This window comes from Cellulomonas wangsupingiae, assembly GCF_024508275.1.
In the GTDB taxonomy this organism is placed as follows: Bacteria; Actinomycetota; Actinomycetes; order Actinomycetales; family Cellulomonadaceae; genus Cellulomonas; species Cellulomonas wangsupingiae.
This window is the reverse complement of record NZ_CP101989.1, coordinates 2362794-2377058: the sequence shown is the minus strand read 5'-3', so window position 1 is coordinate 2377058 and position 14265 is coordinate 2362794. Positions and strand designations below refer to the sequence as shown.

The following is a 14265-nucleotide window of genomic DNA, read 5'->3' as shown; positions in this document are numbered from 1 at the left end:
TCAGACGAGCGCGGGCTGCCCGCCCGACGCTCGCACCGGGCTCGCGCCGCCCAGCGCCGCCCAGGCCGCCGCGAGGCCGTCGACGGCACGGCGCAGCGCGTCGACCGGCTGGGAGAACGGGACGCGCAGGTGGTCGTCGAAGGTCCCGTCGACACCGAACGCGGGACCGGGCGCGATGCGCACCCCGTGCCCGTGGGCGAGCGCGGCCAACGCCGTCGACACCGGGGCGCCGAGGTCGACCCATGTCGACAGTCCGCCGGCCGGGACGGTCAGGCGCCAGTCCGGCAGCTCGCGGGCGAGCAGTCCGGTCAGGGCGTCGCGCTGCTCGCGCAGGGCCGTGCGGCGCTGGGCCACGATCTCGTCCGCCTGGGCGAGGAGCTCGACCGTGACGAGCTGGTCGAGCACGGAGGTGCCCAGGTCGACGTGGGCGCGCCGCTGCGCGAGCGCGCTGACCAGGTCGGGGTGGCCGCGCACCCACCCGACGCGCAGACCGCCCCAGAAGGACTTCGACGCCGATCCCACGCACACGACGTACCGGTCGGTGCCGCGACCGGCGCCGGCGAACGGCGCGAGCTCGGGGCCGTCGAGCCGCAGGTCGACGAGCGTCTCGTCGCCGACGACGACCGTCCGGGTGCGCCGCGCCAGGTCCCGCACCCGCTCGCGTCCGGCGGCGGACAGCGAGGTGCCGGTCGGGTTGTGGTGGTCGGGCACGAGGTACACCAGGCGCGGGGCGGACTGCCGGACCGTGGACTCCAGGAGGTCGAGGTCGGTGCCCTGCGGCGTGACGGGTACGGGCACGGCCCGGGCGCCGGCGGCCCGCACCGCGTCGATCGCGTGCGGGTAGGTCGGGTGCTCGACGACCGCCCGGTCGCCCGGGCCGGCGAACGCGCTCGCCAGCAGGTGGATGGCCTGCTGGCCCCCGGTCGTGATCAGCACCTGGTCCGGGCCGGTCGGCACGCCGCGGCGCGTGTAGCGCTCGGCGACGGCCGCGCGCAGCTCGGGCAGGCCGAGCGGCACGTACCCCGCGCCGGTCGCGTGGCGCGGCAGGGCGTCCAGCGCGGCGGCGCACGCCGTCGCGAGCTGCGGCGGGGCGGCCGGCGCGGCCGCGGAGAGGTCGACCAGGCCGTCGTCGACGGTGCCCAGCCGGGCGGGCGCGCGGTCGCCCGCGTGGGCGGGAAGGGTGGTCACGGTGCCCGAGCCGCGCCGGCTGACCAGGAAACCCTCGTCGCGCAGCAGGTCGTACGCCGCGGTGACGGTGGTCCGGGACACGCCGAGCGCGTCGGCGACCTCCCGCTCGCTTGGCAGGCGCGTGGCGAGCGGGAGCGTCCCGGAGCGGGTCAGGCCGCGCAGCGCATCGGCGAGGGCCTGGTAGGCGGGCCCACGCCGCTGCCAGGAGCCGAGCAGCGTGCGCAGCCGTGGTCCGTTCACGCGGCGGTCGGCGGGCAGTGGCATGGGGCCACTATCGAGCAAGTGGCTATGGCTGACAAGGCCACCGATCTCCGATCGTGGGGCCATGACGTCGTCGTTCGTTCCGGCTGTGGTCGCCGGTGCACTGCTCGCCCTCGGTCTCCTGGCCCTGCTCGTCCGCACCGTGCGGGACGACGGCCTCGGCCACCGGCCACCGCCCCCCTCGCACCCGCGCGACACGGTGGACCGGCCGTGGTGAGCGCGTCGCCCGACGTCCGGCCGGCGCCCCGCAGCGCCCACGCGCACGCCCGCCGCGGCGGGCGCCTGCTCGTCGGCCTCGTCCTGTACGCGGCGTCCGTCGCGCTGCTGGTCCGCGCCCAGCTGGGCTCGATGCCGTGGGCCGTGCTCAGCCAGGGCCTCACGCGCGTCACCGGGTGGTCGTTCGGCACCGCCACGGTCGTCGTGTCGTTCGCGGTGCTGCTCTGCTGGGTCCCGCTGCGCCAGCGCCCGGGACTCGGGACAGTCGCCAACGTGGTCGTCATCGGGCTGCTCGTCGACCCGTTCCTCGCCCTGACGGACCTGCTGCCCGACCCGCTGCCCCTCGCCGCAGCCGGCGGGCTGGTCGCCGTCGGCGTGGTCGTCAACGGGCTGGCCACCGCGCTGTACGTCGGCGCGCGGCTCGGTCCGGGGCCGCGCGACGGGCTCATGACGGGACTCGTGGCCCGGACCGGTCGCCCGGTGCGGCTCGTGCGCGGGTCGATCGAGGTCGTGGTGGTGGCCGCCGGCTGGCTGCTCGGTGGCACGGTCGGCGTCGGCACGCTGGCCTACGCGCTGGCCATCGGGCCGGTCGTGCACGTGCTGCTGCCCCGCCTGAGCGTGCCCGCCGACGGGTAGCCTGCGGCCACAGGGCAGGGGACGAGCAGGGGACGAGCGGCGAGGAGCACGATGTACACGGTCGGCGCGGTGGTGGACGGCTTCGAGCTGACCGAGTCGGGGGACTGGGTGCGCCGCTCCCCGACGGCGGGCTCCCCGTACCGCCTGGGGGACGTCGTCGACGGGCACATGCTCGATGCCGACCTGACGTGGGTGCCGCTGCGCCGTGACCCGTCGGAGCCGTACGCGCCCGGCGACGTCGTCGACGGCCACGTCCTGACGCCCGGGGGCGACTGGGTGCCGCTCGCCTCGCGTGTGCGAGACAGGGTGGAGGCGGGCGCGGCGCGGCGCCCGAGGCCCGCCGCCGCGCAGGAGCCGGGCGGGACGCGCCGTCCCGAGCAGACCGCCGCGCAGCGCGCGGCGACCCGCGCCACCGAGCACCGGCTCGCGCGGGAGCGCGCCACCACGGAACGTCGTGACGCCGCGCAGAGCGCCTCCGCCGAGCAGCGGACGGTGGAGTACCGCGCCGCGACCGAGCGTGCCACGGCCGACCGCGCGGCGGCCCGGGAGGCCGCGGCGTCGGCACCGGCGCGGCAGGACGCCCCGGCCCCGGCCCGCCGCACCTACCGGGTCGGTGACGTCGTCAACGGGCACGTCCTGCTGCCCGACCACCGGTGGGTCCCCGTCCCCGTGCCCGGTCGGCCCGGCCCCCGGCAGCCCGGCGCGCGCGCGTCCGTGCCCGGCCCGGGGACGCCGCGCTCACCTGCACCGCGTGGCAACAGGGTCAACCCGTTCGTCCCGCTGCTGGTCCTGGGGTTCGTCGTGCTGCAGGTGCTGCGGGCCTGCGGCTGAGCCGCCGGGCTGGGCCCGGGGCCGACGCGGCGACCGTCAGGCCGGGTGCTGCCCGTGCTTGGCCATCGGCTTCGGCAGGCGCGAGGGACGCACCTGGAACGCACGCAGCACCGCGTACATGGCCAGGCCGCGGGGCAGGGCCGTCTCGCCGAACTTCGCGACCAGGCGCTTCTTCAGCCCGCGCCACATCAGCCAGGCGTCGACCATCGCCGACAGGATGTAGACGTACAGCAGGATGAGGGACGCGAAGGCCACGACCGGCGCGCCCTGCGCGGTGACGAACTGCAGGACCAGGAACACCGCCGCCAGCGGCAGGAAGAACTCGCCGAGGTTCCACCGGGCGTCGACGCTGTCGCGCACGAACCGGCGCACGGGCCCGCGGTCGCGGGCCGGCATGTGCCGCTCGTCGCCGTTGCGCATCGCCTGGTACTCGAGGTCGCGCTGGGCGCGCGCCCTGACACGTGCCTCCTTGGCCGCCGCCCGGCGGTCCGCGGGGACGAGGGGGCGCTTGTTGCGTGCCTCCGCCTCCTTGCGCCGGGGCGTGGGCCGGCCCTTGCCCGAGGGCACCGGCTGGGGCGGGTCGTCGACGACGGGTGCCTCGACGGTCGGCGGAGGGTCCTGCTTGCGTCCGAACACGCTTCCAGGGTAGTCGAGTAGCGTCGTGGGACGTGACCACCATCGACCCCGTCCCTGCCCCCACCGAGGAGCGCGTGGCGCTCCTGCGGGCGCGCGTCGCCGAGCAGTTCGCCGGTGTCCGCGCGGACCTGGAGGCGCTCGTGCGCATCCCGAGCGTCTCGAACACCGAGTTCGACCAGGCCCACGTCGAGGCGTCCGCCGCCGCGGTGGCGCAACTGCTCGCCGGGGCCGGGATGCCCCAGGTCGACGTCCTGCGGGTGACCACGGCGGACGGCGCAGCGGGCGCACCCGCGGTCGTCGCGCGGCGGCCCGCACCGGCCGGTGCGCCGACGGTCCTGCTCTACGCCCACCACGACGTGCAGCCGCCCGGTGACGACGCGCACTGGTCGTCGCCGGCCTTCGAGCCCACGCAGCGCGGCGACCGGCTGTTCGGGCGGGGCGCCGCCGACGACAAGGCGGGCGTCGTGGCGCACGTCGGAGCGCTGCGCGCGCTGGGCGACGAGCTGGGCGTCGGCGTCACCGTCTTCGTCGAGGGCGAGGAGGAGGTGGGCTCCCCGACGTTCGTCGACTTCCTGCACACGCACCGCGACCTGCTGGCGGCCGACGTCATCGTGGTGGCCGACTCGTCGAACTGGAAGGTGGGCGTCCCCGGGCTCACGACGTCGCTGCGTGGGCTGGTGGACCTCGTCGTCGAGGTCGAGGTGCTCGACCACGCGGTGCACTCCGGGATGTTCGGTGGCCCGGTGCTCGACGCGCCGACCCTGCTGGCCCGTCTCCTCGCGACGCTGCACGACGACCACGGCGACGTGGCGGTGTCGGGGCTGCTGCGGGCCGCGGACCCCGAGGTCGACTACGACGAGGCGGACCTGCGCGCCGACGCCGGCGTGCTGCCGGGCGTGCGGCTGGCGGGGACCGGGCCGCTGACGGCGCGGCTGTGGACACGACCGGCGATCGGCGTGATCGGGCTCGACGCCCCGCGCGTCGCGAGCGCGTCGAACACGATCGCCCCGCGGGCGTCGGCGAAGCTCTCCGTCCGGCTCGCGCCCGGCCAGGAGCCCGCCGCCGCGATGGCGGCGATGCGGGAGCACCTGCTCACCCACGCGCCGTTCGGGGCGCGCGTGACGGTGCACGAGGGCGAGCTCGGCCGGTCGTTCCAGGCGCCCGAGGACTCGCCCGGCATGCAGGCCGCCCGCTGGGCCATGCGCACGTCGTGGGGGACGCCCCCGGTGGACATCGGGCTGGGCGGGTCGATCCCGTTCATCGGTGACCTGCTCGACGTCTTCCCCGGCGCGACGATCCTCGTCACCGGCGTCGAGGACCCGGACTCGCGTGCGCACGGGGCCGACGAGTCCGTGCACCTCGGCGAGCTGGAGCGGGCCGTGCTGGCCGAGACGCTGCTGCTCGAGGTGCTGGCGCCGCACGCCTGAGCGCGACGGCCCGCCGGCTCCCCGGCGGGCCGACGCTCAGCGGTGGGCGACGTCGACCGCGCGCGCCCAGGCCGTGACGTCGTCGGGCAGCTGCGGGCTGAGCCGGGGCTCGTCGGCGATGGCCGTGACGACGTCCGCCGGTGCGATCCGGTCGCCCGCGCGGGACAGGAACCGGCCTGCGACCCAGCCGCGTGCGACGTGCTGCCCGTCGCGGTCGACCAGCTGCTCGAGGTACACGACGCGCTCGTCCCAGCCGAGCACACGCGTCGTCACCGTGAAGCGCTGGCCGAGCGTCAGCGAGCGGCGGTACTTCACGGTCGAGGCGGCGACCACCGGATACCAGCCGCGGTCCGACAGCCGGCCGAACGCGCCGAGGTCGGCGAGGTAGTTCGACCGGCCCAGGTCCATGTACTGCAGGTACACCCCGTTGTTGACGTGGCGGTACAGGTCGAGGTCGCCGGGACGCACGCGCAGGTGCGTGACCGACGCGTCGAGGACGTCACGGCCGGGGACGGCGCGGCGCGGGCGGAGGGTCGCGAGGGTCAGCTGGATCATCCGGGACACCGCGCAGACGTTACCGACCGGTGGGGCGTGGCGCGGTCCGGACGTGCGGCGTCGGTCAGTGACCGGGCAGCGCGAGCATCCGGTCCAGCGCGACGCGCGCCCACCGGGCGTCGTCCGCGTCGACGACGATGCGGTTCGGCACGCGGCCCTCGACCAGGGACTCGAGCGTCCACACCAGGTGCGGCAGGTCGATCCGGTTCATGGTGGAGCAGAAGCACACCGTGGAGTCGAGGTAGTGCACCGACAGCCCGGGGTGCTGGGCCGCCAGGCGTCGCACCAGGTTCAGCTCGGTGCCGATCGCCCACGACGTGCCCGGCTCGGCCGCGTCGAGCGCCTTGATGATGTACTCCGTCGACCCCACCATGTCCGCCGCGGTGACGACCTCGTGCGTGCACTCGGGGTGGACCAGGACCGTCACGCCGGGCACTGCCGCCCGCACGTCCGCCACGTTGCGCGCCGAGAACCGGCCGTGCACCGAGCAGTGGCCGCGCCACAGGATCATCCGGGCGTCGCGCAGCTGCCGGGTGGTCAGGCCGCCGCCGGGCCGGCGCGGGTCGAACACCACGCAGTCGTCGAGCGAGAGGCCGAGCTGCGTGACCGCGGTGTTGCGTCCCAGGTGCTGGTCCGGCATGAACAGGACCTTGCCGCGGCCGTCGAGGCCGCCGACCCGGTCGAACGCCCACCGCAGGGCGACGTGCGCGTTCGACGACGTGCAGACCGTCCCGTCGTGCCGGCCCGTGAACGCCTTGATGGCGGCGGTGGAGTTCATGTACGTCACCGGCACGGTGTCCTGCGCGACGCCCGCGTCGACGAGGACGTCCCACGCGTCCTCGACCTGGTCGATCGCGGCCATGTCGGCCATCGAGCAGCCGGCCGCCAGGTCGGGCAGGACCACCTGCTGCGCGTCGGACGTGAGGATGTCGGCCGACTCCGCCATGAAGTGCACGCCGCAGAACACGACGAACTCCGCGTCGGGACGGGCCGCGGCCTCGCGCGCGAGCTTGAAGGAGTCCCCGGTCACGTCGGCGAAGGCGATGACCTCGTCGCGCTGGTAGTGGTGCCCCAGCACGAAGGCCCGGTCGCCCAGCGCGGCCCGCGCGGCCCGCGCGCGCTCCACGAGCGTCGGGTCACCCGGCGCAGGCAGCGCCCCGACGCACTCGACACCGCGCTCGGAGGCCAGGTCGGCACCGCGCCCCAGGAGCAGCAGCGCTGACGGGGCGGGCTCGGCGAACGTGCCGGTCGAGGTGGTCACGGCCGCATGATCGCACAGCGGCCTCCCGCCCCGCCGACCTCGTCGAGTGCCGGCCCCCGTGTCCGGACCACCGCCGCGCGCGTGCCACGATCGGGGGGTGCGCGTCCTCATGGCCCCCGACGGCTTCGGCACCAGCCTGACCCCCGCCCAGGCGGCCGACGCGCTGCGCGCGGGCTGGTCGGACGGCGCCCCGCACGACGTCATCGACGTCTGCCCGCTCGCCGACGGCGGCCCGGGGTTCGTGGCGACGCTCCACGCGACGCTCGGCGGCGACCTCGAGCCGGTGACGGTCACCGGGCCGCTCGGTGAGCCCGCCCTCGCGGCGGTCCTGCGCGTGGGCGCGACCGTGCACGTCGAGTCGGCCCACGCCGTCGGCCTCGCGCTGGTGCCGGAGGACCGCCGCGACCCGACCCGGACGACGAGCCGTGGCGCGGGCGAGCTCCTGGCGGCGGTGCTGCCCGGTGCGCACCGGGTCGTGGTCGGCCTCGGCGGGTCGGCGACCAACGACGCGGGCGCCGGGCTGCTGCTCGCGCTGGCGGACGCGCTGCTCCCCGCCGGCACCGTCGCGCCGGACGTCGCGGCACGTCTGGGGGGCGGTGGCGGCGCCCTGGGCTCCCTCGGCGTCGACGACCTGCGCTGGCTGCCCGACCTGCGGGCCGCCCTGCGCGGCGCCGACCTCGTCGCCGCTGTGGACGTCGACGTCCCGCTGCTCGGCCTCCAGGGTGCGTCGGCCGGCTTCTCGGCGCAGAAGGGCGCGACCCAGGAGCAGGCCCAGGACCTCGAGCGGGCGCTGGGCGCCTTCGCGCACGCCGCGACCGCCGCGCTGGGACCGGTGCGCACGGGGCCGGGCGCCGACCTGCTCGGGTCGCCGGACGCACGTGCGGGCCGACTGTCGGCCCTGCCGGGCGCCGGCGCCGCGGGCGGTCTCGGCTTCGCGCTCGCGCTGCTGGGGGCGCGGCTGCTGCCCGGCGCACGGCTCGTCGCCGACGCGGTGGACCTGCCCGGGCGCATCGCGGCGCACGACCTGGTGGTGACGGGGGAGGGGCGCACCGACTGGCAGTCCCTGCACGGCAAGGTCGTCGCGGAGGTCGCCGCCCGGGCGCTGCCGTACGCCGTCCCCGCCGTCGTCGTGTCCGGGGAGGTGCTCGTGGGACGGCGCGAGCTGTCCGCGGCCGGCATCACGGCCGCGTACGCCGTCGCGGACGGGACCGACGCCGTCCGGGCGGCGCTCGGCGACCCGACGGGCACGCTGCGGGCGCGCGCGGCGCGCGTCGCGCGCACGTGGTCACCGGCGCGCGCGTCGTGACGCGGCGTCGCACCCGGGAGCGCGCCCTGCGTCGCGCCGGGGCCATGACCCGGCGCGGCACCGGCGCGTAGGCTGGCCGGGAACAAACGGCCCGGCGGATGGTGTTGCGTCCTCGAAGGACCGTTCTGGCGAACCCGGGAGTGACATGAGCGAGACCACGCAGACCGCGACGCACGGCGTCCAGCTCAGCGACGTGGCGGCCGAGAAGGTGCGCAGCCTGCTCGAGCAGGAGGGTCGCGACGACCTCCGCCTGCGCGTCGCGGTGCAGCCCGGCGGCTGCTCCGGCCTGATCTACCAGCTGTACTTCGACGAGCGCCTGCTCGACGGGGACGCGACCCGCGACTACGACGGCGTCGAGGTCGTGGTGGACCGCATGAGCGTCCCCTACCTCGAGGGCGCGACGATCGACTTCGCGGACACCATCGAGAAGCAGGGCTTCACGATCGACAACCCCAACGCGGGCAGCGCCTGCGCGTGCGGCGGCTCCTTCAGCTGACCGGACCGGCCCGTCCGCACGAGCCCGCACCCGCGCAGGGTGCGGGCTCGCGCGCGTCCGGGCGCCGACGGCCCGTCAGGCGCCGAGTGCGGCGCGCACGTCGGCGACGGCGCCGGGCAGCACGTCGCAGAACCTCCGCACGGCCGCGGCCTCCACGTCCGGGGGAAGCGACAGGCGCACGTTGCCCTGCGTGAGCACGCCCATCGCGGCGAGGACGTGGCTGGGCTCCAGCGCGCTCGACGTGCACGCGGAGCCCGAGCCCACGCCGAACCCGGCGCGGTCCAGACGTTCCACGATCGCCTCACCGTCGACGTACAGGCACGAGAACGTCACGACGTGGGGGAGCCGGTCGACGGGGTCGCCGGCGACCTGGACGTCGGGCACCTCGGCGGCGACCCGGCGACGGACCTCGTCGACGAGGCCGCGGCGGTGCGCGTCGGCCGCCGCCCGGCCCGCCGCCGCCTCCTGCAGCGCGACGGCGGCCGCCAGCGCGACGGGCACGTGCACCCCGCCCGGTGACCACCGGTCCTCGTCCTCCGGCCAGTCCGGGCTGCGGCGCACGCCCGCCCGCGTCACGACGACGCCCAGCGCGGGCCCACCCCAGTCGCCGGCGTCGGCCACGAGCACGTCGCCGGCACGGCCCACGTCCACGTGGCCCGCGCTGGCGCCGACGTCGACGACCAGGGGCACGCCGCGCGCCTGCAGCCGGCCGTGCACCTCCTCGACGGGCTGCCGCGTGCCGACCTCGCCGTTCGCGTGCTGCAGGACCGCGAGGCCGGTGCCTGCCGTGGCGGCGGCCGCGAACGCCTCGGGGTCCACCCGGCCGTACCCGTCGACGCCGACGGTGCGGACCTCGCCGCCGGAGCGGTCCGCGACGAACGTCGCCACGTGGTGCAGCGCCGCGCGCTCCACGGCGCCCACGACGACGTCGGCGCCCGCGCGGCGGCGCCCGCGCGCGACCGACCGCACGGCGTTGTGCAGCGCGAGCGTGTGCGTGGGCACGAGGTCGACCTCGTCGGTGCGTGCGCCGAGGCAGGCGGCGATCGCCTCCCGGGCGCCGTCGAGCAGCAGGCGTGCGCGCCGGCCCTCGGCGTGCAGCCGGCGCGGGTCGGCCCAGCCCTGGTCGAGCGACTCGAGCAGGGCGGCCCGTGCGGCGGGTCGCAGCGGCGCGTGGCCCGCGACGTCGAGCACGGCCCGCGGGGGAGGGGCGGCGTCGCGGGGCACGGTGGTGGTCACGCGACGCACGCTAGCGTCGTGCGCGCGGTGCGGGTCGGGGCCGGGCGGGACGGTGCCGGTGTGACGGTGCTGACACCACGTCGTCAAACGTGCGGCGCAGCACGTGAGGGCTCCGATCCCACGCTAGGCTGACCGCGTCGAGGACGAAGGTCCCACACGGCTGCGCGCCCACCTACGGGGCGCGGCCCGAGGGACGCGAGTGGAAGGTCCCCCGTGCACCCGCTTCCCCCCCGCCGCACACGGCGAACGATCGTCGCCGTGCTGGCCACGGCGCTCGTGCTCGTGCTCAGCGGCTGCTCCGAGACCGTCCAGCGCGGCTGGCTGCCCGGCGACTCCGACCACGAGGCGACCGACCAGACCGGTCGGATCGTCTCCCTGTGGGTCGGGTCCTGGGTCGCGGCCCTGGCGGTCGGCGTCATCACCTGGGGTCTGATCCTGTGGTGCGTCGCGGTCTACCGGAAGCGCAAGGACGACCACACGCTGCCGGTGCAGCTGAGGTACCACGTCCCGCTCGAGATCATGTACATCCTGCTGCCGATCGTCATGGTGGGCGTGCTCTTCTACCACACCAACGACGACACGCTCGCGATCCAGGACACCTCCGCCGAGCCGGACGTGAACATCCAGGTCGTCGGCAAGCAGTGGAGCTGGGACTTCAACTACCTCGACGAGGACGTCTACGAGACGGGCCAGCAGGCCCAGAACTTCGGCGTGGAGTTCCCGTCGCTCGACGACCAGGTGACGCTCTACCTGCCGGTCGACCAGCGCGTGGAGTTCACGCTCGACTCGCGCGACGTCGTCCACTCGTTCTGGATCCCCGAGTTCCTCTACAAGCTCGACGTGATCCCGGGGTACACCAACACCTTCCAGGTCACGCCGACGCGTGAGGGCGTCTTCCGCGGGAAGTGCGCCGAGCTCTGCGGGGAGGAGCACTCCTCGATGCTGTTCAACGTCGCGGTCGTCTCCCAGGAGGAGTACGACGCCCACATGGAGGAGCTGCGCGAGCGCGGCCAGACGGGCTCGCTGGGCCTGGAGTACAGCCGGTTGCAGGACCTTGACGACGTGGCAAAGGACGAGCACTGATGGCGGCGCACACCGAGGTCATCCCCGGACTGGCGCCCCGGCGGCAGTCGCTGGGACGCACGATCGTGAAGTGGATCACCTCCACCGACCACAAGACGATCGGGTACCTGTACCTGATCACCTCGTTCATCTGGTTCGCGATCGGCGGCATCCTCGCGCTGCTCATCCGCGCCGAGCTGTTCGCGCCCGGGATCGACCTGTTCCAGTCCAAGGAGCAGTACAACCAGGCGTTCACCATGCACGGCACGATCATGCTGCTGCTGTTCGCGACGCCGCTGTTCGCCGGGTTCGCCAACATCATCATGCCGCTGCAGATCGGCGCGCCGGACGTCGCGTTCCCGCGGCTGAACATGTTCGCGTACTGGCTGTACCTCTTCGGCGGACTCATCGCCGCCGCCGGCTTCCTCACGCCGCAGGGCGCCGCGTCGTTCGGCTGGTTCGCGTACGCGCCGCTGTCGAACCAGATGTACTCGCCGGGCCTCGGGGGAGACCTGTGGGTCTTCGGCCTCGCGCTCACCGGCTTCGGCACGATCCTCGGCGCCGTCAACTTCATCACCACGGTCGTCACGATGCGCGCGCCCGGCATGACGATGTTCCGCATGCCGATCTTCACCTGGAACATCCTGGTGACGTCGCTGCTGGTGCTGATGGCCTTCCCGCCGCTGGCGGCCGCCCTGTTCGCGCTCGGCGCGGACCGGCGCCTGGGCGCCCAGGTCTTCAACCCGGACAACGGTGGTGCGCTGCTGTGGCAGCACCTGTTCTGGTTCTTCGGGCATCCGGAGGTCTACATCATCGCGCTGCCGTTCTTCGGCATCGTGACCGAGATCCTGCCGGTCTTCAGCCGCAAGCCGATCTTCGGCTACAAGGGCCTCATCTACGCCACGATCGCGATCGCCGCGCTGTCCGTGACGGTGTGGGCGCACCACATGTACGTGACCGGTGCCGTCCTGCTGCCGTTCTTCTCGTTCATGACGATGCTCATCGCCGTGCCGACCGGTGTGAAGTTCTTCAACTGGATCGGCACGATGTGGCGAGGAAAACTCACCTTCGAGACTCCCATGCTCTGGTCGATCGGATTCCTCGTGACGTTCCTCTTCGGAGGACTCACGGGCGTGATCCTGTCGAGCCCCGCCCTGGACTTCCACCTGTCCGACACGTACTTCGTCGTGGCGCACTTCCACTACGTCGTGTTCGGCACGGTCGTGTTCGCGATGTTCGCCGGCTTCTACTTCTGGTGGCCCAAGTTCACCGGCCGGATGCTCGACGAGCGCCTCGGCAAGATCCACTTCTGGATCCTGTTCGTCGGCTTCCACATGACGTTCCTCATCCAGCACTGGCTGGGCGTGATCGGCATGCCCCGTCGCTACGCCGACTACTCGCCGGACGACGGCTTCACGTGGATGAACCAGGTCTCGACGGTCGGCTCGGCCATCCTCGCCGCCTCGACGCTGCCGTTCCTCTGGAACGTGTACACGACCTGGCGCAACGCGCCGAAGGTCACCGTCGACGACCCGTGGGGCTACGGCGGTTCGCTGGAGTGGGCGACGAGCTGCCCGCCCCCGCGGCACAACTTCACGTCGCTGCCGCGCATCCGCTCCGAGCGCCCCGCGTTCGACCTGCACCACCCCGAGGTCGCGGCCATGGACCACGTGGAGCCCGAGGACCCGGGACCGCTGGACTGGGCGCCGCAGCGCACCGGTGAGCGTGAGCTCGCCGAGGAGCGCATGGAGCGCGGCACGGGCCAGGAGCGCCAGTCGTCCGCCACGGTGGTCGAGGACGACATCGACGACGTGCGGGCGCGCCGCGACGACGAGGAGGAGCAGCGATGAAGATCGAGGCCAAGCTCTTCCTGTACGGGATCCTGTTCTTCATCCCCGTCGGGCTCGTCTACGGCTTCTGGAGCGACGGCGAGGCGGTCGGGACGGTCGGCATCCCGCTCGTCGGCGGCCTCGTCGGGATGATCGGCGGCTACTTCGCCCTCCTGGCGCGTCGCATCGACGCCCGCCCCGAGGACGACGAGCTCGGCGAGATCGAGCAGGGGGCCGGCAACCAGGGCACGTTCAGCCCGTGGAGCTGGTGGCCGCTGGTCGTGGCGCTCGCCGCGTCCGTGGCGTTCCTCGCGATGGCGGTGGGCTGGTGGCTCATGGCCGTCGCCGTGCCGCTCGGCGTCGTCGGGCTCGTCGGCTGGTTCTTCGAGTTCTCCCGCGGGCAGCACGCGCACTGACCCCTGCCGCACCCGGTCGACGGCCCGCCACCGCGAGGTGGCGGGCCGTCGTCGTTCCGCTCTCGGCCCGTGGAGCGCTCGTGCGGGACCCACCCGGTGGCGCGGCGCACGAAGCACGAACGCCTGCGGCCGCCCACCTCACGAGGTGGACGGCCGCAGGCGTTGTCCGCAGGAGTCGTCAGACGGTCGGGACGATGAGCCCGGCGGTCTGCGTACGGGCCCGCGCGAACCGCTCCGCGGCGTCGGCCCAGTTGACGATGTTCCACCACGCCTTGACGTAGTCCGCCTTGACGTTGACGTAGTCGAGGTAGAAGGCGTGCTCCCACATGTCGAGCACGACGATGGGCACGAGGCCCAGCGGGTAGTTGCTCTGCTGGTCGTACAGCTGGAAGATCGCCAGCTTCTGACCCACGGAGTCCCAGCCCAGGATCGACCAGCCGGAGCCCTGGATGCCCAGCGCGTTGGCGGCGAAGTGCTTCTGGAACGCTGCGAACGAGCCGAAGAACTCGTCGATGGCGGCCGCCAGCTCACCGACGGGCTGGTCGCCGCCGTCGGGGGAGAGGTTCTCCCAGAAGACCGAGTGGTTCACGTGCCCGCCCAGGTTGAACGCGAGGTTCTTCTCCTGGAGGTTCACCGTCGCGAAGTCGTCCGCCTCGCGCGCCGCAGCCAGCTTCTCGAGCGCCGTGTTCGCGCCCGCGACGTACGCGGCGTGGTGCTTGTCGTGGTGCAGCTCCATGATCCTGCCGGAGATGTGCGGCTCGAGCGCCGCGTAGTCGTACGGCAGATCCGGGAGCGTGTAGTCAGCCATCTCGTACCTCTCCTGCGTCGGGTGGCGGTGCCAGGCATCCGCCCGTAAACGCCGTTCGCGGTGCCCGGCACATCCGGCCGGACACCGCGAGCGGTGGTCTT

15 protein-coding genes are annotated in these 14265 nt (G+C 74.3%); 9 read left to right on the top strand and 6 right to left on the bottom strand.

The window, feature by feature from the left end; genetic code table 11:
* Positions 1 to 1452: a MocR-like transcription factor YczR gene (gene yczR / locus NP075_RS11035; RefSeq protein ID WP_227563256.1), complete on the bottom strand. Its 1452-nt coding sequence runs from the start codon at positions 1450 to 1452 to the stop codon at positions 1 to 3.
* Between the two features lie 61 nt (positions 1453 to 1513).
* Here yczR and NP075_RS11030 point away from each other — a divergent pair, with 61 nt between their 5' ends.
* Genes NP075_RS11030 through NP075_RS11020 form a run of 3 tightly spaced genes read left to right on the top strand, consistent with a single transcriptional unit; the run spans position 1514 to position 3132 of the window.
* Positions 1514 to 1666 (top strand): hypothetical protein, encoded by a 153-nt coding sequence (locus tag NP075_RS11030; RefSeq protein ID WP_227563255.1) that lies wholly within the window; start codon positions 1514 to 1516, stop codon positions 1664 to 1666.
* A complete protein-coding gene (yczE, locus tag NP075_RS11025) occupies positions 1663 to 2301 on the top strand; it encodes a membrane protein YczE (RefSeq protein WP_227563254.1) in 639 nt (212 codons plus the stop codon). Before NP075_RS11030 ends, yczE begins: the two co-directional genes overlap by 4 nt.
* Before the next feature lie 51 nt (positions 2302 to 2352).
* On the top strand, positions 2353 to 3132 hold the full coding sequence (locus NP075_RS11020) for a hypothetical protein (protein ID WP_227563253.1): 780 nt from the start codon (positions 2353 to 2355) through the stop codon (positions 3130 to 3132).
* Between the two features lie 36 nt (positions 3133 to 3168).
* Here the strand turns inward: NP075_RS11020 and NP075_RS11015 are convergent, their stop codons facing one another.
* A complete protein-coding gene (locus NP075_RS11015; protein ID WP_227563252.1) occupies positions 3169 to 3768 on the bottom strand; it encodes a DUF3043 domain-containing protein in 600 nt (199 codons plus the stop codon).
* Between the two features lie 32 nt (positions 3769 to 3800).
* Between NP075_RS11015 and NP075_RS11010 the strand changes: the two genes are divergently transcribed.
* Entirely contained in the window at positions 3801 to 5195 is a 1395-nt protein-coding gene (locus tag NP075_RS11010; protein WP_227563251.1) for a M20/M25/M40 family metallo-hydrolase, read from the top strand.
* A gap of 36 nt (positions 5196 to 5231) precedes the next feature.
* On the opposite strand, the gene NP075_RS11005 is transcribed toward NP075_RS11010, so the two are convergent.
* Both NP075_RS11005 and nadA read right to left on the bottom strand, forming a co-directional pair.
* Complete coding sequence (locus NP075_RS11005; protein ID WP_227563250.1) at positions 5232 to 5750, bottom strand: acyl-CoA thioesterase; 519 nt, start codon at positions 5748 to 5750, stop codon at positions 5232 to 5234.
* Positions 5751 to 5814: 64 nt separating this feature from the next.
* Positions 5815 to 7011, bottom strand: a complete 1197-nt coding sequence (nadA, locus tag NP075_RS11000) for a quinolinate synthase NadA (protein WP_227563249.1) — start codon at positions 7009 to 7011, stop codon at positions 5815 to 5817.
* Positions 7012 to 7108: 97 nt separating this feature from the next.
* Between nadA and NP075_RS10995 the strand changes: the two genes are divergently transcribed.
* Complete coding sequence (locus NP075_RS10995; protein ID WP_308054126.1) at positions 7109 to 8317, top strand: glycerate kinase family protein; 1209 nt, start codon at positions 7109 to 7111, stop codon at positions 8315 to 8317.
* Positions 8318 to 8462: 145 nt separating this feature from the next.
* Complete coding sequence (gene erpA, locus NP075_RS10990; RefSeq protein WP_227563248.1) at positions 8463 to 8813, top strand: iron-sulfur cluster insertion protein ErpA; 351 nt, start codon at positions 8463 to 8465, stop codon at positions 8811 to 8813.
* Between the two features lie 75 nt (positions 8814 to 8888).
* On the opposite strand, the gene NP075_RS10985 is transcribed toward erpA, so the two are convergent.
* Positions 8889 to 10049 (bottom strand): cysteine desulfurase family protein, encoded by a 1161-nt coding sequence (locus NP075_RS10985; RefSeq protein WP_227563247.1) that lies wholly within the window; start codon positions 10047 to 10049, stop codon positions 8889 to 8891.
* Between the two features lie 213 nt (positions 10050 to 10262).
* Here NP075_RS10985 and ctaC point away from each other — a divergent pair, with 213 nt between their 5' ends.
* The 3 genes from ctaC to NP075_RS10970 are packed head-to-tail and all read left to right on the top strand — an operon-like array spanning position 10263 to position 13356.
* Positions 10263 to 11132, top strand: coding sequence for an aa3-type cytochrome oxidase subunit II (gene ctaC, locus NP075_RS10980; protein ID WP_227563246.1), 870 nt, complete (start codon positions 10263 to 10265; stop codon positions 11130 to 11132).
* On the top strand, positions 11132 to 12961 hold the full coding sequence (ctaD, locus tag NP075_RS10975; protein ID WP_227563245.1) for an aa3-type cytochrome oxidase subunit I: 1830 nt from the start codon (positions 11132 to 11134) through the stop codon (positions 12959 to 12961). The genes ctaC and ctaD overlap by 1 nt, the downstream gene beginning before the upstream one ends.
* Complete coding sequence (locus tag NP075_RS10970) at positions 12958 to 13356, top strand: cytochrome c oxidase subunit 4 (RefSeq protein WP_227563244.1); 399 nt, start codon at positions 12958 to 12960, stop codon at positions 13354 to 13356. Before ctaD ends, NP075_RS10970 begins: the two co-directional genes overlap by 4 nt.
* Before the next feature lie 178 nt (positions 13357 to 13534).
* Here NP075_RS10970 and NP075_RS10965 read toward each other — a convergent pair whose 3' ends face one another.
* Positions 13535 to 14164 carry a superoxide dismutase gene (locus NP075_RS10965; RefSeq protein ID WP_227563210.1) on the bottom strand — a complete coding sequence of 210 codons (630 nt, stop codon included), beginning with the start codon at positions 14162 to 14164 and terminating at the stop codon, positions 13535 to 13537.
* Positions 14165 to 14265 lie beyond the last annotated feature (101 nt).